Here is a 21,901-nt window from a genome sequence, read left to right as displayed (position 1 = left end):
ATAAAATACTAATTTAATGAATTGATATAAAACAATTAAAAAATAATTATAGTAAATATTAGTGAGCAAAGTCATTTTAGTTGGTACTTTGGGTCGTGACCCTGAAACAAAAACTTTCCCAAATGGTGGTTCTCTCACTCAGTTCTCAATTGCAACGAGTGATTCATGGACTGATAAAAATACAGGTGAGCGTAAAGAGCAAACAGAATGGCACCGTATTGTGTTGCATAACCGTTTAGGTGAAATTGCACAGCAATATTTGCGCAAAGGTTCTAAAGTGTATATTGAAGGTTCATTACGTACTCGTCAGTGGACAGATCAAGGTGGTCAAGAGCGTTACACGACTGAAATTCGTGGTGAACAAATGCAAATGCTTGACAATAACCGCCAACAAGGCGAACAAGGTCAAGGCGGCGATTTTGGTCAGCCTCGTTTTAATAACCAACAAGGTGGTTATAACAATAACCAAAACCAAGGTGGCTACGGTAATAACTCAAACCAAGGCGGTTATGGCAATAACCAACCGGCTCAAGGCAACAGTTATGGCAACAACAACCCAGGTGGTTTTGCGCCAAAACAACAGCCTGCACCGACACCGGCTCCTGCTGCAGCAGATTTAGATGACGACTTACCGTTCTAATAAACCTTAAACACAGCGTTTAAAACGGTAGATCATCATCAAAAAAAGCCCTCAATCTTGAGGGCTTTTTTTCGCAGGTCTCATTTTGAAAGATCAGTTTCATTTTGCAATTGAGTCGACGACTTATGTTTTTGCAGAAACCCACATGGTAATCACGGCTTTAAAAACCGCTTCATTACGTGTGTTGTTCACCACGACATTCACCAAATAATCACTCCCTGCATTCCACGTAAAATTGGCATCGACAGGCGTGGCAATGGCCGTTAAATCTGTATCGGCTTTTTTCAAATATTCCACAGTCATGCCTTTGGGAATCCAACGATGGCTGCTCGGAACGGTCACATCGGTCATGGTTCCGCCAGCCAATTCAGCCATATTACACATGGCAATCGCGTGGACAGTGCCAATATGATTCAGCACGCTGCGCTGTTTTTTTATATGTAGTTCACAGTATTGGGGCTTTAATTCATCAAAAACAGGCGAAATGCTACTGAAATACGGTGCTTTCAAACACAGCAATTTAGAAAAAGTCCATTTCCCTGCGGGTTTGTTTTGGAAGGTCTTCCATAATTTTAATGCTTGGCTCATGCTTAATTATCCTTCATTATTCAGAATATAATTCTAATACAGAATAATATTCTGTTAATGGCGTAAATGACGTCACAGCTATTAAAAAAAGCCAACATTGTTTTAAAATGACCCGACAAAGGGAAGGTATCGATGTCGTCAAATCAAGCATTATTGCAACGAATTTACAACGGTCGCCGAGCGGAACTTAAACGGCAGATCTTAGGAGAAGCCCTCGCGTGTTTTTTAGAGCAAGGGATTGAAACGGCGACCATTGAACATGTACGAGACCGTGCAGAGACCAGTGTTGGCGCGATTTACCATCATTTTAAAAATAAAGATGGTTTAGTAGCAGCATTGTATTTTGCGGCATTGCAAGATCAATTTGCGAAAAGGGCAGACGCCTTGACACAGGCCCAATCGCTGCAGGAAGGCATTCAAGCTATTTTGTGCTCGTATATCGACTGGGTCGAAGCGTATCCTGATTTTGCAGGATTCTTGTATGCGGCAGGGTTTAGTATGCGTAAGGAAACGCTACAAGCCGAGTTAAAACAACATAATCTACAACGCAATAGCGCGCTGCTGGATTGGTTGACCGCACAATCCGATTGGCATTTGATCGAGCATTTACCCAAAGAATTAATGATGTCTTTGGTCTTAGGGGCAACGGAAAATTATTGTCGGGCATGGTTATCACATAAAGTCAAAACGCCACCATCACACTATAAACAACAGTTTATACAGGCTGCTTGGCAGGCCCTCTGTATGGATATAAAGCCTTGCTCTCATTGAAATTGATTGGTTTGCTCGATGGAAAGGCAAAGATTGATTTAAATAGTGAATCTAAAAATCCGATAGTTTTTATAAAAAAGTTCGGTTTTACCTATGGTTTGATATTTCGTATTCTAGCTTCAACAGATAAGCAATCCCTGAAATGAGTTAGAGGAATATCAAATGAGTTTAATTAATACTGAAGTAAAACCATTTAACGCTACCGCTTACCAAGACGGTCAATTTATTGAAGTTTCAGAAAAAGACTTCTACGGTAAATGGTCTGTGGTGTTCTTCTATCCTGCTGACTTTACGTTTGTATGTCCAACAGAATTAGGCGATCTTGCTGATCACTATGCTGAATTCAAAAAAATGGGTGTAGAAATTTATTCAGTATCTACTGATACACACTTCACGCATAAAGCTTGGCACGATTCTTCTGAAGAAATTAAGAAAATCGAATACCCAATGGTTGGCGATCCAACTTGGACACTTGCGAAAAACTTTGATGTTTTAATTGAAGCGGATGGTCTTGCTGACCGTGGTACTTTCGTGATCGACCCTGAAGGTAAAATCCAAATCGTTGAAATCAACGCAGGTGGTATCGGCCGTGATGCTTCTGAATTGATGCGTAAAGTAAAAGCTGCTCAATATGTACATGCACACCCAGGTGAAGTATGTCCTGCAAAATGGAAAGAAGGTGAAGCGACGCTTGCACCATCGATCGACCTAGTGGGTAAAATCTAATTTAGTGATCCAACCGTAGATTTAAAAAAGCCAGAACTCAGTTCTGGCTTTTTTTTGTGGTCTAGAACATTAAACTAAATAGCCATCATGCTCCGGAGCATAGTCACGAATTCCAGCGACTAAATAGTCAATTAATCTTTCCATGACTAGGCGCTGACCTTTTCGCGAAGCATATACCAATTGTACCGTACCGACATTTGAGCACCATTCGGGGAAGAGGTGAATTAAACGACCTGCCTCAATATCTGCTTGTACCGTTAAATACGGTAAGTCTGCGATGCCTAAACCATCGAGTACCGCATAATAAGCACCGGCTAAGTCATTGCTTTTAATCCGAGGTTGTAAGGCAATTTCAATCTGCTCTTGCTGTCCCGTATGATGCAAATGCCATTGATAGCGGTTTTTCTGTGTACCCAAAACGATACTCGGAAATTCTGTCAATTCGAAAATATGCTTTAACTCGCGTCCTTGTAAAAGTTCAGGACTAATCACTAAGCAATGCACGGTTTTAATCACGTCACGTACAATAATGCTCGAGTCTTCATTTTTACTAAAATTGGTACGAATCGCTAAATCAATGTCGTCATGCAAGACATCTACACGGCGGCTAGACAGCTCAAGTTCGACCTGAACTTTGGGATGATCTTTTAAAAATTGATTTAACAAGGGGCGAATTTGATGTTCCATCATGACCGGTGGACAACTAATTTTAACCAAGCCTTCAAGTTCACTTTTTTGCTTCAGGAGCACCTGATGCGCACATTCAACTTGTTCGATTACTTTTATGCATTCTTCATACAATTCTTGGCCTAATGTCGTGACCTTAAAGTGTCGGGTAGAACGCTGAATAAGGGTGACATTATATTTGGCTTCAAGATCTAAAATGCGTCGGCTTAATTTTGATTTTGTAATATTCGATGCTTCACTTGCAGCGCTAAAACCGCCATGTTTCACCACCAAGTAAAAGTAGTAATAATCATCAAATGAATGCATGGATCACCTTATGCAGTGAAAATTATTTCAATTCAAATCATCATACGTCAATTTATACATCAGGTATCAAAAAAGCGGCTCGAAGCCGCTTTTTACTACTGAAGGATTATTTCTTTTCAGTATTTTGCGTATAGCTGTTGATTAGGTTGCGGTAGTCCGGTATATGGTTGCCGAAAAGCGCACCTAAACCTTCAATATCATTACGCCAGTCGCGGTGTAATTCACACGCGGTACCAAACCACGTCATAAGCTGCGCACCCGCTTGCGTCATACGTTGCCAAGCTGAGTCACGGGTTAAATGGTTGAATGTACCTGAAGCATCGGTCACCACAAAGACGTCAAAGTCTTCTTCTAAAGCAGACAAGGTTGGAAATGCAACACAAACCTCAGTCACTACACCGGCAATAATCAATTGCTTTTTGCCTGTTGCTTTGACGGCTTTCACAAAGTCTTCATTGTCCCAAGCATTAATTTGACCTGGGCGTGCAATATAAGGTGCGTCAGGGAACATCTCTTTTAGTTCTGGAACCAATGGACCGTTTGGACCTTGTTCAAAACTGGTGGTGAGAATCGTTGGAAGATTAAAATATTTTGCGGCTGCAGCCAGTGCGAGCACATTATTTTTAAATTTATCTGGATCAATGTCGCGAACCAATGAAAGTAGACCTGTTTGATGGTCAACTAAAAGTACCGCGGCATTATCTTTGTCTAAACGAACGTAAGGTTTGCCCATTTTATTGTCCTCTTTCCTGTTTGCAAGTACGCAGGATCAGATGAAATCTGCGTGTTAACTAGATTTAGAATAGTTGTAAAAATGAGACAATGAAATGGGTTTAAATGAGAAGCTCAATCATAAAATTGGGATAATTCATCGTTATATATGACTTAAAGCTTAGAATTTCTGAATTAATGCTTGGTTTTGAGTGAGGTGCAGATTGTATGTCTGAGTATTGTTCTAAATTTGAGATATAGAATGCTATCTGGATGATGGCCATCAAGTATTTCAAAGCTTAAAATAAGCGCTATGTTCATCCTATCGTATGAATATAGGAGCTAAGAAATGAAAAAAGTAATTGGTGTTTATCGTAATCAGCAAATGCACTGGGTGGGCGATGGTTTTCCAGTCAAAAGCTTATTTTCCTATGATCGTCTAGGTCAGGCGATTAGCCCATTTTTGCTTTTGGATTATGCGGCACCTTATCAGTTCGATCCCACCACTGCACGGCATGGTGTAGGTTCACATCCACATCGTGGTTTTGAAACGGTGACTATCGCCTACAGCGGTGAAGTGACTCATAAGGACTCAAGTGGTGGTGGCGGCACAATTCAAACAGGCGATGTGCAATGGATGACCGCAGGGTCGGGTCTGGTGCATGAAGAATTTCATTCGCCTGAATTTGCTCAAGCAGGTGGTCTTTTTGAAATGGTTCAATTGTGGGTGAATTTACCGGCAAAAGACAAAATGACCCAGCCTCGTTATCAAGCGATCACACGCCAAGATATTCCTCGCATAGACATGGATGAAGGTGCAGGGCATATTCGGGTGATTGCTGGTGAAATGGGTGGTCACCTTGGGCCTGCACAAACCTTTAGTCCAGTGAATGTCTGGGATGGTGAATTGAAAGCTCAATATGAAACCACCTTACATGTACCTGAAGGGCATAACACCATTTTGGTGGTCTTGAAGGGTGAGGTTGTGGTGAATGAAAGCCATAAAGTTCAAGACAGTTCGATGGTCATGTTTGCCAAAGATGATATCGCCATTCAGCTACAAGCGTTGCAGGACACACAATTTCTGTTACTTAGCGGTGAGCCACTAAATGAGCCGATTCAAGGTTATGGCCCATTTGTGATGAATAGCAAAGCTGAAATCATTCAAGCCTTTGATGATTTCAATAACGGAAAATTTGGTGAAATTGCGCTAGCGCATGAGGCTTAAGTGAAATTCATGCCGTTGAAATAGCCGAAAAAAAAGCCTCTGAACAGTCAGAGGCTTTTTTATTGAGCGCTGTAGTATTTATAGTCGTCATGATTTAAATATCATTTTACTTTTTATAAATTGTGATGAATTTATCACTTTCTTATGTGGCGCATCTTAGCGAGACTTGGCTTTAAAGTAAACCGAAAGTTATAAAAATGGTTAATTTAATTGTTTGGTTTTATAGAGTAATTAAAATTTTAAAGAAAAATATGTTTAAAAAACAAAGCTTAAATTGTGTGCTTTTTGACTGTAAATATTTGTAAATTTAACTTAAAAACGGTTGTACTGAAATCCATACAAAAAGTGCGAATCTGGTATTTTTTAATAGCTATTTTTAACTTCTGATCAGTCATACTTTTAAACTGTGTTTTATAGATGGAAAAGAAAATTGGAAATTGCAGTCATCGGTAGTGGCATGGCTGGGCTGGCTACCGCAAGAATTCTTAAAGACGCAGGGCATAACATTACAATTTTCGAAGCTCTGCCTGGTCGTGGTATGGATAGCCACAGCACTGAGTTTGAAGGCGGCTTGATCGATGCCCCTTTGCGTGTGATGAATCCACACCTCTGGAAAAATACCTTAAGTTTGGCGACCCATTTAGGGATTAAAACTTTCCCAGTCCGTACCTATATGGCATGCAGTTGGCTATTTGAAGATCGTACAGAAACGTGGTTGACCACCAGTCGTAGCCGTATTGGTAATTTCCCAATTATTAATAACCGTAAAGGCTTACAACAATATGGCTGGCGTTTAGTCAAAGGGATGTTGCAACTCAAAGCAGCGATCACTCGATTTTTTAAATCAAAAAATCAGGACATCACGCTTGCCGAGTTCATTAATAAAAATGAAATTGAAGAAGTATTTTGGCATGGTGCGGTCATGCCTGTGTTGTATACCATTTGCACCTGTAACCCGAAAACGATTGGGGAATGGCCTGCGAAACCGTTGTTGATTTTCTTGCGTCAATTGACCAATGGCGATGCCTTGCTGCGTATCCAAGGTGGTACACCTGCGTTGGTTGATAAACTGATTGAAGGTTTAAATATTCAAAGTGGTACGGTAATTACCAAAGTGCACGAGCAAGACGATAAAGTCTTGGTGGAAACTGAGGCCGGAGCACATCATCTATTCGATCGTGTGGTAGTCGCGACACCAACCACCAAAACGGAAGAATTTTTAGATTCAACCCAGTTTGCTGACGATATTGAGCTCTTAAAGAAATTTAAATTTGAGCAAGGTCAATTGGTGATTCACACCGATCAAACAGTGATGCCGCCGAAGCGTAAAGATTGGTCTGTACTAAGTTATATGATGGATCGTAAATTTACCCGTCAGCAATTTACCGTATGGCTCAACTCCATTGAGCCGAGCTTGGTGGGTAAAACCCCTGTGTTCCAAACCTGGCAGCCAGTGACACCGATTGATCCTAAAAAAGTGATCTCTTCGGTCAGTTTGACACGTGCAGTGGTGGATTCACATACCGTGGCGCTGAATAAAGAGTTACAGCAACGACATTTATCCCCTGAACGTAAAGTCTTCTTCTGTGGTTCATGGTCTTGTGACGGTCTGCCGATTTTAGAGTCTGCGGTAACGTCTGCTATGCATATTGCAGAAATTTTTGGTGCACCATTGCCGTTTGTGGGTTTAAAACCTAAAGTGGAGGTAGCCCCTCAACTCGGTTACTAACATGAAATGGCTTCAAGCAATTCGTCAGCACATCCCTAGCCATAAATATGCGATTAACAGTCGACTACTCGGAGATGATGCGGAACTTGCTTGGAGCAATTTGGGCTATTGGGATGATGCAAAATCATCCTATCCTGCGGCCTGTCAAAAACTCGCTTTATATCTTGCCGAATCCATTCAATTAAAATCTACAGATCGTGTTTTAGACCTCGGTTGTGGGCAGGGTGCGAGCTTGGTTTTTTGGATGGAACATTTTCAAATTCAAAACTTATCCGCAGTCGAATTGCAAACCGCATGTGTGGAAAAAATCCAAAAAAATTTAAATTCAAAGATTAAAATCCAGCAAGATTCATTTTTGAATTTAAAAAATATTTATCCACAAAACGCTATGGATGCCGTACTGTGTATTGATGCTGCGTATCATAGTGAGTTGAATTCATTGCTTTTATCAGTCGTTGATGTTTTGAATTCAAAAGGACGTTTTGCTTTTCACTATTTGATGTTGGCCGATGCGTTTTTGAATTTAAATTCATTGCAGCGACTGAAATATCAAAGTCTGTTGAAAGCAGCAGATGTGAATTTGAAAAATTTAAATTCAAAGCAAAATTTACAACACCAAGTGCAACAGGCAGGTTTCGAAAATATCCAGATCGAAGATATCAGCGAATTCGTATTTCAGGGTTTTGCCGATTATATTCAAGAACAACAACGTCAGACGAGCCTGAGTCATGTGGATCAATTCAAAATCAAGATGACGGCAAAATTGTGCGAAAAGTTGTATCGAGACGGGCTGATTCGTTATGTGCAGATTAGCGCGAGGAAGCCATAAAAGAGTGGCTCTAAAAACATCAAAGCCTCACTAAAAAGTGAGGCTAAGAAATGGTGCCGGCACACGGATTCGAACTGTGGACCTACTGATTACAAGTCAGTTGCTCTACCAACTGAGCTATGCCGGCGTTGTGGAATGCATTCTACAGATTTTTTGAAGTGGTGCAAGTTAAAAAAACAGCAAATCGAATGTAATTTATACGTTTGATTTATTCAGCATTCAACCGATGTTTGGCTCTAAAAACCAGAAAAATAAAATTAGGCAATGTTTCGCCCACAAGATGTGGGCGAAAAAATAGGATGGATGAACGTTGAGTGCTATTTCATTCTTAAAATTTGGTCTAGATCCTGTGCGCATTCCTCAAGTGTATATGCCATCTCCAGTTGCATTTGGGGGCGGAGTTCATTGGCGAGCTTTCGCCATTCGTCAATCAGACGCTGTGCTTTTTGAATTTTATGTTTATTGATGTCTTTGGCAAGGGTTGGGGTATAGCCACCACGTTTGGCATTCTTGATCTGCTTAACATAATTCTGGCTGTTATTCATGTTCTCTCCCGAATAGCAGTGATATATGAAAGGTGTTTTTTAAGTTTTTCGTTGATCAAGTTAAAAGTACCGCAATCGCGTTTCAGTTCTATGATGTTTAAATTAATGAATAATTTTTTGAATAGCACCTATATTGAGAGGATGATTTATTTTTAGCATAGGCTTAAGTAATTGTCTTTAGAATATAAAATTTGTATTTGTAAATAAACGTGTCTTTCTTACTGCCAATAAAAAATCCATAAGTCGTGCATTAGGAAAAAACGTGTGATTTAAATCCATCAATCAGGACTCAAATACTGTGAAGTTATTGAGCTAAACAAATAGAAGATCAATTAGGGGAATATTTAATATTGAGAACAATAAAATTAAAAAAGGCCTAAATTTTATCAATTTAGACCTTCATTCTGCTTGGTATAGCAGTTTATTCTGGCGGTGAAAGAGGGATTCGAACCCTCGAAACGCTATAAACGTTTACACACTTTCCAGGCGTGCTCCTTCAGCCACTCGGACACTTCACCTTTTGCGCGGTGGATAATAGCGAAAAAAATATATTCTGCCAAGAGAAACAATTGAATTAGACAAAAACATCTTGAGCGGTGCTATGATTCGCAAAAATCCTGTCTAAATTGAAGACAATTATATGCAAAGTACTGCACAAAAAGCCGCATTGCCTGCCATCACCTTGGCAGCTTTGGGCGTAGTATTCGGAGACATTGGGACGAGCCCATTATATGCGCTGCGCCAATGTTTCCTCACAGCACACTTGGCGATTAGCGAAGCGTCTGTGCTGGGTATTCTGTCCCTGATTTTCTGGTGCATCATGCTGACGATTAGTTTTAAATACGTCAGCATCATCATGCGTGCAGATAACAATGGCGAGGGCGGTATTATGTCGCTGTTGGCCTTGAATCTACGAACCACACGAATTGCCGAAAACAAAAAAATTTACCTGATTGCCCTTGGCTTTATTGGGGCATCTTTGTTCTTTGGTGATGGGATCATTACCCCCGCAATCTCTGTGTTATCTGCGATTGAAGGCTTAAGTATTGCGACGCCGATGTTTAACCAATGGCTGCAACCCTTATCGATCGGTATTTTGGCGGGGCTATTTTTAGTGCAACGCCATGGCACAGGCACGATGGGTAAATTCTTTGGTCCCTTGACGCTTATGTGGTTTTTATCCATTGGTGGTTTTGGACTATGGAGTATTTCGCAAACACCATTTGTGTTGACCATGATCAGTCCGCATTGGGCTTTCAATTTTGTGGTACAGCAGCCCTATGTTGCATTCTTGACCATGGGTGCGGTCATCTTGACGATGACAGGTGGTGAGGCAATCTATGCCGATATGGGGCATTTTGGCCGACTCCCAATCCGCTTGGCATGGTTTATTGTGGTCATGCCGTGCTTGCTGTTGAACTATGCAGGCCAAGGTGCCTTGCTACTGCGTAATCCAGAAGCTCTAGCCAATCCATTTTATATGCTGATTCCTGAATGGGCACTGTACCCAATGATTGCATTGGCGACAGCAGCCGCGGTGATTGCCTCTCAAGCGGTGATCACAGGGGTATTCTCTATGGTCAATCAGGCGATTCAATTGCGCTATTTGCCGCGTTTGACAGTGAAACATACCTCCGAAGTTGAACGTGGTCAGATTTATTTGCCATTTATTAACTGGGCATTGTTTATCTCGGTGCTGATCTTGATCTTGCTGTTTGAAAACAGTGCGAATTTGGCCAGTGCGTACGGCGTAGCTGTGACCATGACCATGCTCTGCGGTACGATTTTGATCTCAGTTTTAGCTTATGGTTTATGGCGTTGGCCGGTTTGGAAAGTGGCGATTTTTGCAGTGCCATTTTTATTGATTGATTTGATCTTTGTTGCATCGACATCATTAAAAATCGCAGCGGGCGGTTGGGTTCCAATCCTGATTGGTGCGGTATTGTTTACGATTTTAATGACGTGGAAAGATGGACGGGCATTGGTGCTCAATCGGCTCGGTAAAGATGCTTTGCCTATTGACCTGTTTATTCGCAGTGTCAGCATGGGTAGTGAAACCAAGTTTGTTCCAGGTGATGCCGTATTCTTGACAGGAACGCCTGAGATCGTGCCTCATGCCATGTTGCATAATATTAAGCACAACAAAGTTCTGCATGAACGCAATATTATGGTTACGGTCAACACCCGAGATGTGCCATTTGTACCCGAAAATGAGCGGGTGATCACGGAAAAACTAGATGATCGATTCTATCGAATCACAATGTTTTATGGGTTTAAAGATCAGCCGAATATTCCTGCCGCTTTGGAGCATGCGTATCGTGAATTGGGCTTTGAATTTGATCTAATGCAAATCAGTTTCTTTATTTCCAGAGACCGTATTATTCATACCTTGGGTGAAGGCATGGCACCTTGGCGAGAAAAGCTGTTTATCTCTATGCAGCGAAATACCAGTCCAGTCAGCGACTTTTATCAAATTCCAACTAACCGTGTGGTGGAGTTGGGAAGTCAGATTGAAATTTAAGTCCTAGATTGAACTTTTAGGCATAGATTTAATAGTTAAACACGAAAAAGCCAGATCAATTCTGGCTTTTTTTTATCTGTGATAATTGAACTTTTTTAGTCCAAAGACATAGAGATCATTCTGTTGCTTTTTCTTGGGAGGAGTATGCGAGCAAAGCAACAGAATGAAGATGTTGCGTTATTTCATCCTTGAAAATACGCTGATTAGTTGATTGTCGCGTCTACATCTGCAGAGGCTTCAGGCGCAGCTTGGATGGCTTCGTCAGCAACAGGTGCTTCTGGGTTGGCTTGAATTGATGCGTCTGCAGGATTTGCACTTTGAGTTTCAGGTGCTGCCATAAAAGCATCCTGCTGTGCTTGAGGTGCTTCAGGCAATGCCGCTGATGCACTATCGGCATTGACTGGCGCTTCTGCAGAAGAGGCAATGACGGGTGCAGCATTGGCATCCGTTGCTACGGCTTCAGGTGCTTGCTGTGCTGTTTCCACAGGTGCTTCAGTTACCGTGGCTTCGGGTGGATTGGCCACTGCCGTTTGTTCAGTTGGCACAGACTGCTCTGTAGGTACAGCTGCTACACTTTGCTGTTCATTTGCGAGTGCATTTTCCGCTTCAGTCGCCGCTTGTTCAGCATTTGCAGGGACTGCAGGGGCATTCGGATCGATTTGGTTTGCCTGAGCCTGTTCAGGGTTTAAGGGCTGTTCTGTTGCAGCGGCATTGACTTGTCCGGCAGGTGCTTCAAGCAATTGAACTTGACCACTTGATACCAAGTCCTGAATAGAACCGGGTTGACCATTCACAGTGGTCACAATTTTGACTTTAGACAAGCTTTCTAAAGTGTCACCGGGTTGAATCGGCGGCTCTGCAAATGCTGCTGCGCTCATTAAACCTGAAATTAAACCTAAACCTAAAATTTTAGAATGCATAGTCACTCCGTATATTTTTATCGCAATTTTTCGTATTTTTACCTTGTCATAATTCTTGAGGCGAATTCAATGAAACATACGCAACTGCTTCATGACTTCCTATAAAGACCTGCACAACTGCGACATAAAGTTACATCAACTGCTGCTTTGTTAAACAATATTTGTGTGATTGTTAAGCAAATTAAAAAAGAAAAGTGTACTAAAATTTTCACCCTTGCTAAGCTGCGGAAAAATAGTCCTTTTTAGAAGTCATTGTTGTAAGTCATGGTCAAAAAGAAACGCAATTCAGCAAATCCGCTTTCACAGTTATTTGGGCAAAATGGCATAAAAGTGCTGTTAGGTCTGGTGGCAACAGGGAGCTTTGCAATTGCTTTCGGGCAAGAAAAAATTCAACAACTTGTTTCCATGAGTAGCAGTTCAAATAGCGCCTGTTTGGACCAGTTTTACCGTGAAGTACCGCCTTATTTGGTTCGTGAAAGCCTACACAAAAATAGTTTCCCCCTGTGTTTTAATGGCTTTAATGTCATGTATTCAGGAATATCCAAGACACCGCTTTGGGTTGCAGAAGCCTTAACCCCCGCACGGCTGAGTCAAAAAATTCCGCGTGAAGATAACTTTCATGAAGAGACTCGCGTGCCGTCTGAATATCGGGCATTGCTGTCAGACTATAAATCTTCAGGCTATGACCGTGGACACATGGCGCCCAATGCCGATATGCCCAATAAAGCTGCACAGTTAGACAGTTTTTCTTTGGCCAATATGGTGCCGCAAGCCCCAAAAAATAATCAGCAAGTGTGGCGCGAGTTAGAAGAAGCCACACGGGCGATAGTGACCAAACAAAAGCAAGATGTCTATGTGGTGACGGGGCCGGTTTACAGTGCGAAAAAATTAAAAACCATTGGGCAAGGGGTCATTGTGCCGACCGCCACTTATAAGGCGATCTATTTGCCGAAAAAAGGCGTTGCAGGCGTGTACTATGCAGACAATACCTTGCGTGATACCGCACCGACAGTCAAAGTGATGAGTATTTGTGCGCTAGAAGAACTGACTGGAATTAATTTTTTTCCAGAATTAACCGAAGACCAAAAGCGCAATACCTACCGTTTGCCACTCAAAGCCACCCAAGTCAAAGCAAATCAAGACATTGCTTATTTGCATTGGGATGCTGAAAGCCAGTGTGCTGCAGATGTCGCAGAAGACAAGATTTTAAGTTTGCAAAAAGACTTTAAATCGAGTGGTGGTTCTGTGGGTGAGACAACTACGGCAAGCAGTGGAAATGACAACAATCAAGATGCCTTGGTCAAACAATTGATTGAAGAAATTCTGCAATATCTGCTACAGATTTTGAAATAATCGAGCAGATAATAGCGCTGAACTGTGAGTGATGAAGAAGATCATTGCTTGCAGTTGAAATCTTTTTCACGTATTTCTATTGCTGCATCACTACAACAAAAAAGAAGGATATCTATCATGTTCAAAGCATTTGAAAATGACACAGCGTCGCATGCAATTCATGACTTAACACTAGAAAATGGCCAAGATCGAATTAATATTTATGGCAACCTACAGGTGACGAAAGACCAAGCTGGATTAGCTGCAGCGAAAGCTTTACAGGCATTTTTCAATGATGTGGTGACCACACTTGAGGCAGAAACCAACTTAGCTGAAAAAATAGTGCAGGGCGGTGAAGACAACGAAGTGGAAAATCCATTTCTTTAATGCTGTGTCATCGACCGTCGAAGGAAGCAATGCTCAATTCGGGATGAATGAAAAAAAAGCTCACAGATTGTGAGCTTTTTTTATGGTGTCTTCTTCTATTTATGCGTCTTTTGCCATCAGTTTATAGATGACAGCACCAATCACCGCGCCAATGATAGGGGCTACCCAAAATAGCCAAACTTGTGAAAGCGCAGCAGTTTCAGCAAAGAATGCCACACCCATACTACGCGCTGGGTTGACCGAAGTATTGGTGACGGGAATGCTGATGAGATGGATCAATGTAAGCGCAAGACCGATTGCAATTGGGGCAAATCCGGCAGGTGCACGTTTATCTGTTGCTCCCATGATCACAATCAGAAAGTCAGCCGTCAGCACAATTTCAATAACTAACGCTGAGAGCATAGAGTATTTGCCCGGAGATAACTCACCATAGCCATTGGTGGCAAAACCGCCGACACCGGTAAATCCGGCCTGACCTTGTACAATGATGAATAGAATAAATGCGGCGAGGGTTGCACCCAGCAATTGAGAAATAATATAGGGTGCTAGTTCTTTCGCTTCAAAACGACCACCGGCCCACAAGCCGATACTCACGGCAGGGTTAAAATGTCCCCCTGAGATATGACCCAGCGCATAAGCAGCCGTTAATACGGTTAAACCGAAGGCCAGTGCCACGCCAGCGAAGCCAATGCCAAGTTCAGGAAAGGCCGCAGCCAAGACCGCACTACCACAACCACCAAAGACCAGCCAAAATGTACCGATCAGTTCTGCTAAATATTTATTCATTTATCGAATATGCATAGATTTAATGGATTTTGCTGAAAATCACAATATATAAAATGATAGCTGTGTCACATTTTTAACTTACTGCTTCAATTTGCGATAAGCGCCATTGCTGTGGGGTCAAGTTTCGCCATTGTTTAAAAGCGCGTTGAAACGCACTCTGTTCTGAATAACCCAGCAGTAGAGCAATTTCCTGCAAACTTAAATGCGGGTCTCTTAAAAATTCTTCTGCCATCATGCAGCGGACCTCCTGCATACGTTGCTGATAGGTGCTGCCTTGTTGTTGTAAATGGCGTTGTAATTGTCGGACGGACAGATTCAGTTGCGTAGCGACATGTTCAATTTGGAACTGATTTTTTTGCAAACCCATTAAGATGGCTTGTTGTAAGCGTTGGTCGATTTGCGTGGTATTCGGCAGCTTTTCCAATAAAGACTGTGCCTGCTGCATTAACAGTTTTTGTAAGGTCTGATCGCCTTGGGAAAAGGGGCGAGACAGTTCTTGAATGGGAACAATAACCTTTGACTTTTCTTGGGAAAATCGAACTTTACAGCGAAAATATTGTTCATATTGTGCGACATTTTTCGGTGCAGGATTATGAAAATGCACTTCGTGTAAATTGATATCTTCAAAACGCATGAATAATTTTAGAAACTGCAGCATTAAGGCAATCGCAATTTCATCGGTCAATTGATTGGCCATATTCATGGGTAAATCATTCCAACCGATCGAGAAAAAATCATTTTGAATATCAATCAGCAATGGGCTGCCATCGAAGATTAAGCGATGAAAATCATGGTAGCGGAGCAGCGCTTCGCCCAAGTTTTCACAGGACAGAGCAATATACGCAATAATGCCAATATGTTTGGGTTGCACATGTTCTGCAATTTCTAAACCCAGCGCCGGCTTTTGGATCTTTTGATCTAAATCCATCAATAAATCACGCCAAATGGCATAATCAAAACGCTCTAAGTTTTGAACTTTATTCAATTTTTCAGGAATAGCAATGCCTTGGGCTTGGTGATAAGCATAGAGCAAATGGCCCAGTCCTCCATAGACCGATCCTGTATAGTCCTTGAGTTGTTGCATATTTTTTTAATTCTAAATTTTGTCGTGTTTTGTCAATAATATTAAAAAAAACGGTCAATATCTAGCCCTTTTCATTACCTATAGTGGAGCTAAGAAAAGGAGATATTGGTCATGTTAAAAGGTTTTATTGCAGGGTTGGTCGTCGCCAATGCCTTTGAATGGTTCGCACATAAATATGTTTTGCATGGGACGCATCGGTCAGGCAAGCCACGTTTTAGTCCAGTACCGAAAAGCATGAAATCACATTGGGAACATCATCGTGAAGTTCGAAAAACAGATTTTCATGATCATGGTTATGTTGAAGGTGTACAGAACTGGCGCACGAAAAATGAAATATTGTCACTGGTGGCAGTTTCAGCCGTATTTGTCCCGCTTTTTTATCCCATTTCCAAAGGAATGAGTTTGTCTGTGCTGTACTGTGCAGGGAATTATTATTATATCCATCGTCGCGCACATCTTGAGCCAGAGTGGGCGATGAAAAAGATTCCATGGCACTATGACCACCATATGAACTCAAATCAGGATGCCAATTGGTGTGTGACCAAGCCGTGGTTTGATTATATTTTAGGGACTCGGGTGATTTCCTCGGCGAAATTACAGGAACAAAACCCATTGGGTGTGCTACTGCCGACAGCGATTGCCAAGCCGTTGTCGCACTGGGTCAATCGGGTATTTCCTGCAAAGTGGGTGGCTGAGCGCGAAAAGCCAGTTGCACTTCTTGAATCGGTCTAATATGAATGCACTGTGCGTTTTGACAACAAGCTTTGCTACCCAATTGAGCTGTCGCAATTTGTCAATAAATTATGAATCTACTGTCAATCAAATACGGTGTAAATGCCCTATATTTAAATCATCAAAAGGCTTGTACACGACGAGTTGATTGATGAAGTTGCTATGTATATTTTTTCATTTGTTTTAAGTATCAGACCAAGTGCTGTAGTTTTTCTTGGTTTATAGGAGCCGACAAGGCTCCTTTTTTTATGTCTATAGTGGATGAATTAAATCGACGATTCGCTGCTACAACTCCATGGCGTTGCATCAAAAACACCAAAGCAAAAAAAGAGCGAATCATCGCTCTTTTTCAATCCTCATTGAAAACGAATCAATTAAAGACGCATTTCAATGCCTTGTTCTGCAAGATATTTTTTCGCTTCAGGAATGGTGTGCTGACCAAAGTGGAAAATAGAGGCTGCAAGCACCGCATCTGCGCCACCTTTTAAAATGCCATCGGCCAAATGTTGGAGATTACCGACACCACCAGAAGCAATGGTTGGAATGGTCACACGGTCATTGATGTTACGCATCAGTTCAAGGTCATAACCGGCTTTGGTTCCGTCAGCATCCATCGAGGTGATGAGTAATTCACCTGCACCGAAGTCCGCCATTTTTACTGCCCATTCGATGGCATCGATACCGGTTTCTTTACGACCACCGTGGGTGAAAATTTCCCATTTATTGTCGCCAGTTTTTTTTGCATCAATCGCAACCACAATACACTGTGCGCCAAAACGCTGAGAGGCTTCTTGTACAAATTCAGGGTTATAAATAGCCGCAGAGTTAATCGAAACTTTGTCCGCACCCGCATTTAATAACAGGCGGATATCTTCTACTTTACGCACGCCACCACCGACTGTTAATGGCACAAATACAGACTCAGCCATACGCTCTACCGTACGGTAAGTGGTATCACGACCATTTGAGGTTGCGGTAATGTCTAAGAAGGTAATTTCGTCCGCACCTTGTTCGTTATAACGGCGTGCAACTTCAACTGGATCGCCTGCATCACGAATATCAAGAAATTGAACACCTTTCACTACACGACCGTTGTCCACGTCGAGGCAAGGAATAATACGTTTAGCAAGCATAATTTTTTCCAAAAATAACAGCCGATTATGAAACTTCGCGACTTAGATGCTACACCTTAGTAGTCGGAGCGGTTATTCTATCAAAAATATGTAAGTTTTTTCGCAGGTTTTCTATGTCGGTTTATACCACTTTGACTTTAAAGGAAGTTCAGGATTTTGCAGCACCTTATGGACTGGAGGTGATTGACCTGATTCCGATTCAAGGCGGTATTCAAAATACCAACTATTTTATTGTTTGCGAAAATGGCACGCAGTATGTATTAACTGTTTTTGAAGAGATGGACGAGCAAGGTGCAGGGGAACTGGTCCCTGTACTTGAACATTTGGGGCAGGCTGGTCTAGCTGTGCCTGTACCGCTGAATCATTCGGGTAAAGCGATTCATAGCTTAAAGGATAAACCTGCACAGATTGCGCCACGCATGCAAGGTCAACATCCGATGCCTGCGAGCTTAGCGCAAGCAGAAGTGATTGCTGTTGCCCAAGCGAAAATGCATGTGGCTCTACAAGACTTCCCTTTGGAACGTGCAGAATATCGTGATCATGCTTATTGGTTACAAGTTTCACGCGATATTCGTCCAACATTAAATGAAGCAGATACCACGTTGCTCAACAATCTGTTGGGCTTATATGACATCTTAACGGCGATGTATCCAGACCGTCCTGCCGGTTTTATTCATTCTGATCTGTTCCGTGACAATACTCTATTTGAAGGCGATCAACTCAACGGTATTTTAGACTTTTATGAGTTAAATAAAGACGAACTCTTGTTTGATATTGCTATTACTTTAAATGACTTCTGTACTGAATATCCGGATGTGCATTTGAATGAAGACAAAGCCATTGCCTTTTTAAATGCATATGAAAGCGTGCGCCCATTAACCGCAGATGAAAAATCATGTCTAGAGTTATATTTGGCAATGGCGGCGGGTCGTTTCTGGATGATGCGTTTACAGGTGGCACAGAAAAATGCTGCAGAAGGCCGTACAGGGGATGATATTTTGCAGAAAAACCCTGCTGAAATGCGTAATATGCTGATTGAACGATTAAAATTCGTCACAGCATAAATTTTAAAAACAACGAGAGGGAAAAGCATGCGTGATCAAGGACGCTTAGTAGAATGGTTTGATGATAAGGGCTACGGCTTCATTCAACCGAACGATAGCACCAAAGATCGCGTATTTTTGCACATTAAAGACTTTTCCCGTCCCGGCCCACGACCAATCGTGGGCTGCGCGTTGGATTATGCTGTGATCTTAGACGAACGCGGACGCTTTCGTGCACAGCAAGTGCATTATTTAAAAGCCTCACAAACCAAAGCTACACAACGCCCCAATAAAAAAAATGTGGTGCAGATGCCGCGTCAGGCAGAGCCGATGCAAATCTTGTGCATCATTTATATCCTCGCCTTGGCGGGTTTGTCTGTGGCGGGTTTACTCAGTGGCATGGTGCTGCTTTTTGTAAGTATTATCAATGTCCTGACCTATTGGTTCTACGCTCAAGATAAAGAAGCTGCGCAAATGGGGAACCGACGCGTGCCAGAAAATACACTGCATCTTTTGTCTTTTTTAGGTGGGTGGCCGGCGGCATGGCTGGCTCAGCAACGTTTGCGGCATAAAACACAAAAACAACCATTTCGAAAAATATATTTCTGTACTATAGCCTTTAACATATTACTGATTTTATGGCTGATTTCACCATTTAATATCCTGCATATCTAGGGTGGAATGATCCGCAAAATCATCATGACGGAGAGCGAAATGAATTATTCCATTGATAAAGATCCAAACCGCCTGCTCACGATTATTTTGTATATTCTTTATATTGTGGCGATTTTTTCTGCCGGCTTGCTTGCGGTCCTCGCGTTGATTATCAATTACGTCAAATACAGTGATGTGCGCGGCACGATTTTTGAAAGCCATTTTACTTGGCAGATTCGCACGTTTTGGTGGTATCTCATTTGGAACATCATTGCTTTCGTGCCTTTTATTTTTCTGTTCTTTACCGGCAATAATGCCAATGCTTTTGCAGGTGTAGCACTGGGAGCGAGTACCTTCTGCGTCACGGTAATCGGACTGTCTTGGTTATGGATTGTGTACCGCGCGATTAAAGGTTTAATCCGTGTCAATGACAACAGACCGATGTATGAGTAATACGAGTTCAGAACTTTTTGGAATAAAAATCTTAGCATCAAAAAAGCGACCGTATGAGTCGCTTTTTTGATATAATAGAGGATGCAGAAATTAGCGTTTTTTTAACCATTTCGGCCGCCATTCACTCACAATCACACCAAGCACTACACACAGTCCGCCAATGAGAGCGAGCGGTGTTAAGCGTTCACCCGCAAGTCGCCCAATGATTGCGGCCCAAACCGGTTCACCTGCATAGATGATTGCCGCCTGTGCAGGATCAACCATACGCTGCGCCCAGTTCATCACCAGTTGAATCACGGCGCTGGCCAGACCCAATCCGCACAGTACAGCGATTAATGGCCATTCAAATTTGGGCAATGTGGTTTCACCTACCAGTGGAGCAAAGCAAAAACAGAACAGTGAGGCAAATGCCAGTTGTAGAACCGTCACTCTGCGTAGATTGACGTGGGGTGCAAAATAACTGATCAAGATAATTTCAAAGGCAATGGCAATCGACCCGAGCAGCGTAATGATTTGTCCAAAGTTGAGCTGAATGGCGCCAAAACCATTACCAGTTAAAAAGACCAAACCAACAAAAGCCAAACACACACCTAGCCATGTCATCACATGCGGTTTATGCCTAAAACACAGCCACATAAAAATCGGAACCAGTGGCACATACAATGCAGTTAAAAAAGCCGATTCACTGCTGCTGATGCTTTGCAGGCCGATTGTTTGCGTCGCATAGCCGATCGCAATCACCGCGCCGATACTTGCGCCCGCAATGACATCATATTGAGAAAAGTGTCTAAGATATTTGAGTGATAAAAGACTCACAGCCAATGTGGCTGCGGCAAAACGTAGACCGACAAACAGAACGGGACTGCTAAAATTTAAACCGTATTGCACGGTGATAAAACTGGCGCCCCAAATCATGGTAATCAGGATGAGTGCGAGCTGCGGAAACTTGGCTTTCCAAGCAGATTGTACGGTTGGCATGTGTATTTGATTGTTCGAAGAGGGGAAATAAAAATGAGAAATAAAAAAAGAGGCCCGAAGACCTCTTTTCTGCTCGGGCAAATTATAAGCTTTGTTGATCAAGCAGTAATTGAGCTTCACGAAGGTTCAATGTCCCTTCATAAATTGCACGACCAGTAATCGCACCTAAAATGCCCGGTTGGCCTTTTAAGTTACGTACGTCGTCAAGGTTAGTCACGCCACCCGATGCAATAACAGGTAAGCCTGAATACGTTGCAAGGTTAACTGTTTGTTCAACGTTCACACCTTGCATCATGCCATCACGTGCGATGTCGGTGTAGACAATGCTTGATACGCCAGCATCTGCAAAGCGTTTTGCCAAATCAGTCGCTTTCACGTCAGTGACATTTGCCCAACCATCTGTTGCTACCATGCCGTTCATGGCATCGATACCGACAATGATATGGCCTGCAAATTTTTTGCACGCTTCTTCAACAAATTCAGGCTCTTTTACCGCTTTTGTACCAATGATGACAAACGAGACGCCTGCATCAAGGTAGTGTTCAATGGTTTCAAGAGAGCGGATACCACCACCAATTTGAATTGGCAATTCAGGCTGTGCTTTAGCAATCGCTTCAACCACAGGCTTATGAATCGGTGTACCAGCGAAAGCACCGTTTAAATCTACCAAATGTAAGCGACGCGCGCCTTCATTTACCCAATGCTGTGCAGTTGCCACTGGATCGTCAGAAAATACGGTATCGTCTTCCATACGACCTTGTTTTAAACGGACACATTTGCCATCTTTCAGGTCAATTGCAGGGATGATCAGCATGCTTTCGCTCCTTGCTCAATCAAATTAAGAATGAATTTGTGCCTAATCTTATCAAATAAACGGCTATTCACTAAATGCTAATATCAGAATTGATGAATTAAAAAAGCCTGACATGTGTCAGGCCAGTGTAAATAGAGGATTGGATTTTATTCTTGGTCTATAAAAATGCGCTGTGTATTAGGGTCTGTTGACATTTGTTGATTAAAAAAATAGCGAGATAGTAAAATTAAATCGCCAAACCCAATTTTACACTCGCTATGCCTCGAACAATGCTAAATGATCAACACTGGTCCAAGTTACTTGC

General features: G+C 42.2%; 23 protein-coding genes and 2 tRNA genes. 13 read left to right on the top strand and 12 right to left on the bottom strand.

The features are described 5' to 3' along the window. Nucleotides 1-61: 61 nt before the first annotated feature. Nucleotides 62-640 (top strand): single-stranded DNA-binding protein, encoded by a 579-nt coding sequence (gene ssb / locus FTU06_RS06510; RefSeq protein WP_373684695.1) that lies wholly within the window; start codon nt 62-64, stop codon nt 638-640. A 123-nt stretch (nt 641-763) separates the two neighbouring features. Here the strand turns inward: ssb and FTU06_RS06505 are convergent, their stop codons facing one another. Further along, nucleotides 764-1,228, bottom strand: coding sequence for a hotdog fold domain-containing protein (locus FTU06_RS06505; protein WP_180065215.1), 465 nt, complete (start codon nt 1,226-1,228; stop codon nt 764-766). A 132-nt stretch (nt 1,229-1,360) separates the two neighbouring features. Here FTU06_RS06505 and FTU06_RS06500 point away from each other — a divergent pair, with 132 nt between their 5' ends. Both FTU06_RS06500 and ahpC read left to right on the top strand, forming a co-directional pair. Then, the gene (locus FTU06_RS06500) at nt 1,361-1,999 is read left to right on the top strand and encodes a TetR/AcrR family transcriptional regulator (protein WP_180065216.1); all 639 of its coding nucleotides are present in this window, start codon (nt 1,361-1,363) and stop codon (nt 1,997-1,999) included. 162 nt (nt 2,000-2,161) lie between these two features. Continuing rightward, nucleotides 2,162-2,725: an alkyl hydroperoxide reductase subunit C gene (gene ahpC / locus FTU06_RS06495; RefSeq protein ID WP_078190520.1), complete on the top strand. Its 564-nt coding sequence runs from the start codon at nt 2,162-2,164 to the stop codon at nt 2,723-2,725. A 69-nt stretch (nt 2,726-2,794) separates the two neighbouring features. On the opposite strand, the gene FTU06_RS06490 is transcribed toward ahpC, so the two are convergent. Both FTU06_RS06490 and ycaC read right to left on the bottom strand, forming a co-directional pair. Beyond that, nucleotides 2,795-3,718, bottom strand: a complete 924-nt coding sequence (locus tag FTU06_RS06490) for a LysR substrate-binding domain-containing protein (protein WP_168378962.1) — start codon at nt 3,716-3,718, stop codon at nt 2,795-2,797. Nucleotides 3,719-3,824: 106 nt separating this feature from the next. Further along, nucleotides 3,825-4,451, bottom strand: coding sequence for an isochorismate family cysteine hydrolase YcaC (gene ycaC, locus FTU06_RS06485; RefSeq protein WP_180022376.1), 627 nt, complete (start codon nt 4,449-4,451; stop codon nt 3,825-3,827). Nucleotides 4,452-4,778: 327 nt separating this feature from the next. On the opposite strand from ycaC, the gene FTU06_RS06480 reads away from it, so the two are divergent. The 3 genes from FTU06_RS06480 to FTU06_RS06470 all read left to right on the top strand — a co-directional run bounded on the left by FTU06_RS06480 (nt 4,779) and on the right by FTU06_RS06470 (nt 8,215). Then, the gene (locus FTU06_RS06480) at nt 4,779-5,657 is read left to right on the top strand and encodes a pirin family protein (protein ID WP_180025915.1); all 879 of its coding nucleotides are present in this window, start codon (nt 4,779-4,781) and stop codon (nt 5,655-5,657) included. A gap of 430 nt (nt 5,658-6,087) precedes the next feature. Continuing rightward, a complete protein-coding gene (locus FTU06_RS06475; RefSeq protein ID WP_180145598.1) occupies nt 6,088-7,386 on the top strand; it encodes an FAD-dependent oxidoreductase in 1,299 nt (432 codons plus the stop codon). 1 nt (nt 7,387) lies between these two features. Continuing rightward, complete coding sequence (locus FTU06_RS06470) at nt 7,388-8,215, top strand: cyclopropane-fatty-acyl-phospholipid synthase family protein (protein ID WP_180145595.1); 828 nt, start codon at nt 7,388-7,390, stop codon at nt 8,213-8,215. A 51-nt stretch (nt 8,216-8,266) separates the two neighbouring features. On the opposite strand, the gene FTU06_RS06465 is transcribed toward FTU06_RS06470, so the two are convergent. The 3 genes from FTU06_RS06465 to FTU06_RS06455 all read right to left on the bottom strand — a co-directional run bounded on the left by FTU06_RS06465 (nt 8,267) and on the right by FTU06_RS06455 (nt 9,278). After that, nucleotides 8,267-8,342, bottom strand: a tRNA-Thr gene (locus FTU06_RS06465). A gap of 190 nt (nt 8,343-8,532) precedes the next feature. Next, the gene (locus tag FTU06_RS06460; protein WP_078190515.1) at nt 8,533-8,760 is read right to left on the bottom strand and encodes a hypothetical protein; all 228 of its coding nucleotides are present in this window, start codon (nt 8,758-8,760) and stop codon (nt 8,533-8,535) included. Nucleotides 8,761-9,187: 427 nt separating this feature from the next. Continuing rightward, a tRNA-Ser gene (locus FTU06_RS06455) sits at nt 9,188-9,278 on the bottom strand. Nucleotides 9,279-9,400: 122 nt separating this feature from the next. Here FTU06_RS06455 and FTU06_RS06450 point away from each other — a divergent pair. Continuing rightward, the gene (locus FTU06_RS06450; protein ID WP_078193161.1) at nt 9,401-11,281 is read left to right on the top strand and encodes a potassium transporter Kup; all 1,881 of its coding nucleotides are present in this window, start codon (nt 9,401-9,403) and stop codon (nt 11,279-11,281) included. A gap of 203 nt (nt 11,282-11,484) precedes the next feature. Here the strand turns inward: FTU06_RS06450 and FTU06_RS17075 are convergent, their stop codons facing one another. Beyond that, the gene (locus FTU06_RS17075; RefSeq protein ID WP_180009245.1) at nt 11,485-12,201 is read right to left on the bottom strand and encodes a hypothetical protein; all 717 of its coding nucleotides are present in this window, start codon (nt 12,199-12,201) and stop codon (nt 11,485-11,487) included. Nucleotides 12,202-12,465: 264 nt separating this feature from the next. Between FTU06_RS17075 and FTU06_RS06440 the strand changes: the two genes are divergently transcribed. Continuing rightward, entirely contained in the window at nt 12,466-13,554 is a 1,089-nt protein-coding gene (locus FTU06_RS06440; RefSeq protein WP_180110435.1) for a DNA/RNA non-specific endonuclease, read from the top strand. A 117-nt stretch (nt 13,555-13,671) separates the two neighbouring features. Beyond that, nucleotides 13,672-13,920 carry a hypothetical protein gene (locus tag FTU06_RS06435; RefSeq protein WP_180063004.1) on the top strand — a complete coding sequence of 83 codons (249 nt, stop codon included), beginning with the start codon at nt 13,672-13,674 and terminating at the stop codon, nt 13,918-13,920. Nucleotides 13,921-14,019: 99 nt separating this feature from the next. On the opposite strand, the gene aqpZ is transcribed toward FTU06_RS06435, so the two are convergent. Both aqpZ and FTU06_RS06425 read right to left on the bottom strand, forming a co-directional pair. Next, nucleotides 14,020-14,706 (bottom strand): aquaporin Z, encoded by a 687-nt coding sequence (gene aqpZ / locus FTU06_RS06430; protein ID WP_180145593.1) that lies wholly within the window; start codon nt 14,704-14,706, stop codon nt 14,020-14,022. A gap of 73 nt (nt 14,707-14,779) precedes the next feature. Beyond that, nucleotides 14,780-15,790 carry an AraC family transcriptional regulator gene (locus tag FTU06_RS06425; protein ID WP_180009251.1) on the bottom strand — a complete coding sequence of 337 codons (1,011 nt, stop codon included), beginning with the start codon at nt 15,788-15,790 and terminating at the stop codon, nt 14,780-14,782. A 111-nt stretch (nt 15,791-15,901) separates the two neighbouring features. Between FTU06_RS06425 and FTU06_RS06420 the strand changes: the two genes are divergently transcribed. Continuing rightward, nucleotides 15,902-16,522, top strand: a complete 621-nt coding sequence (locus tag FTU06_RS06420) for a hypothetical protein (RefSeq protein WP_180145591.1) — start codon at nt 15,902-15,904, stop codon at nt 16,520-16,522. A gap of 374 nt (nt 16,523-16,896) precedes the next feature. Here the strand turns inward: FTU06_RS06420 and hisF are convergent, their stop codons facing one another. Continuing rightward, nucleotides 16,897-17,658 (bottom strand): imidazole glycerol phosphate synthase subunit HisF, encoded by a 762-nt coding sequence (gene hisF, locus FTU06_RS06415; protein WP_306674445.1) that lies wholly within the window; start codon nt 17,656-17,658, stop codon nt 16,897-16,899. 110 nt (nt 17,659-17,768) lie between these two features. Between hisF and FTU06_RS06410 the strand changes: the two genes are divergently transcribed. The 3 genes from FTU06_RS06410 to FTU06_RS06400 are packed head-to-tail and all read left to right on the top strand — an operon-like array spanning nt 17,769 to nt 19,805. Continuing rightward, complete coding sequence (locus tag FTU06_RS06410; protein WP_180009257.1) at nt 17,769-18,719, top strand: homoserine kinase; 951 nt, start codon at nt 17,769-17,771, stop codon at nt 18,717-18,719. Nucleotides 18,720-18,746: 27 nt separating this feature from the next. Beyond that, nucleotides 18,747-19,373 (top strand): DUF1294 domain-containing protein, encoded by a 627-nt coding sequence (locus FTU06_RS06405; protein ID WP_180022370.1) that lies wholly within the window; start codon nt 18,747-18,749, stop codon nt 19,371-19,373. 39 nt (nt 19,374-19,412) lie between these two features. After that, nucleotides 19,413-19,805 (top strand): hypothetical protein, encoded by a 393-nt coding sequence (locus tag FTU06_RS06400; protein WP_180145589.1) that lies wholly within the window; start codon nt 19,413-19,415, stop codon nt 19,803-19,805. Nucleotides 19,806-19,895: 90 nt separating this feature from the next. On the opposite strand, the gene FTU06_RS06395 is transcribed toward FTU06_RS06400, so the two are convergent. Beyond that, nucleotides 19,896-20,783: a DMT family transporter gene (locus tag FTU06_RS06395; protein WP_078193152.1), complete on the bottom strand. Its 888-nt coding sequence runs from the start codon at nt 20,781-20,783 to the stop codon at nt 19,896-19,898. Between the two features lie 82 nt (nt 20,784-20,865). Further along, entirely contained in the window at nt 20,866-21,597 is a 732-nt protein-coding gene (hisA, locus tag FTU06_RS06390) for a 1-(5-phosphoribosyl)-5-[(5-phosphoribosylamino)methylideneamino]imidazole-4-carboxamide isomerase (RefSeq protein WP_078190493.1), read from the bottom strand. Between the last annotated feature and the right edge of the window lie 304 nt (nt 21,598-21,901).

The organism is Acinetobacter sp. YH12052 (assembly GCF_013419835.1).
In the GTDB taxonomy this organism is placed as follows: domain Bacteria; phylum Pseudomonadota; class Gammaproteobacteria; order Pseudomonadales; family Moraxellaceae; genus Acinetobacter; species Acinetobacter amyesii.
The sequence above is the reverse complement of the archived record's forward strand: the minus strand, read 5'-3'. Positions and strand labels throughout refer to the sequence as shown.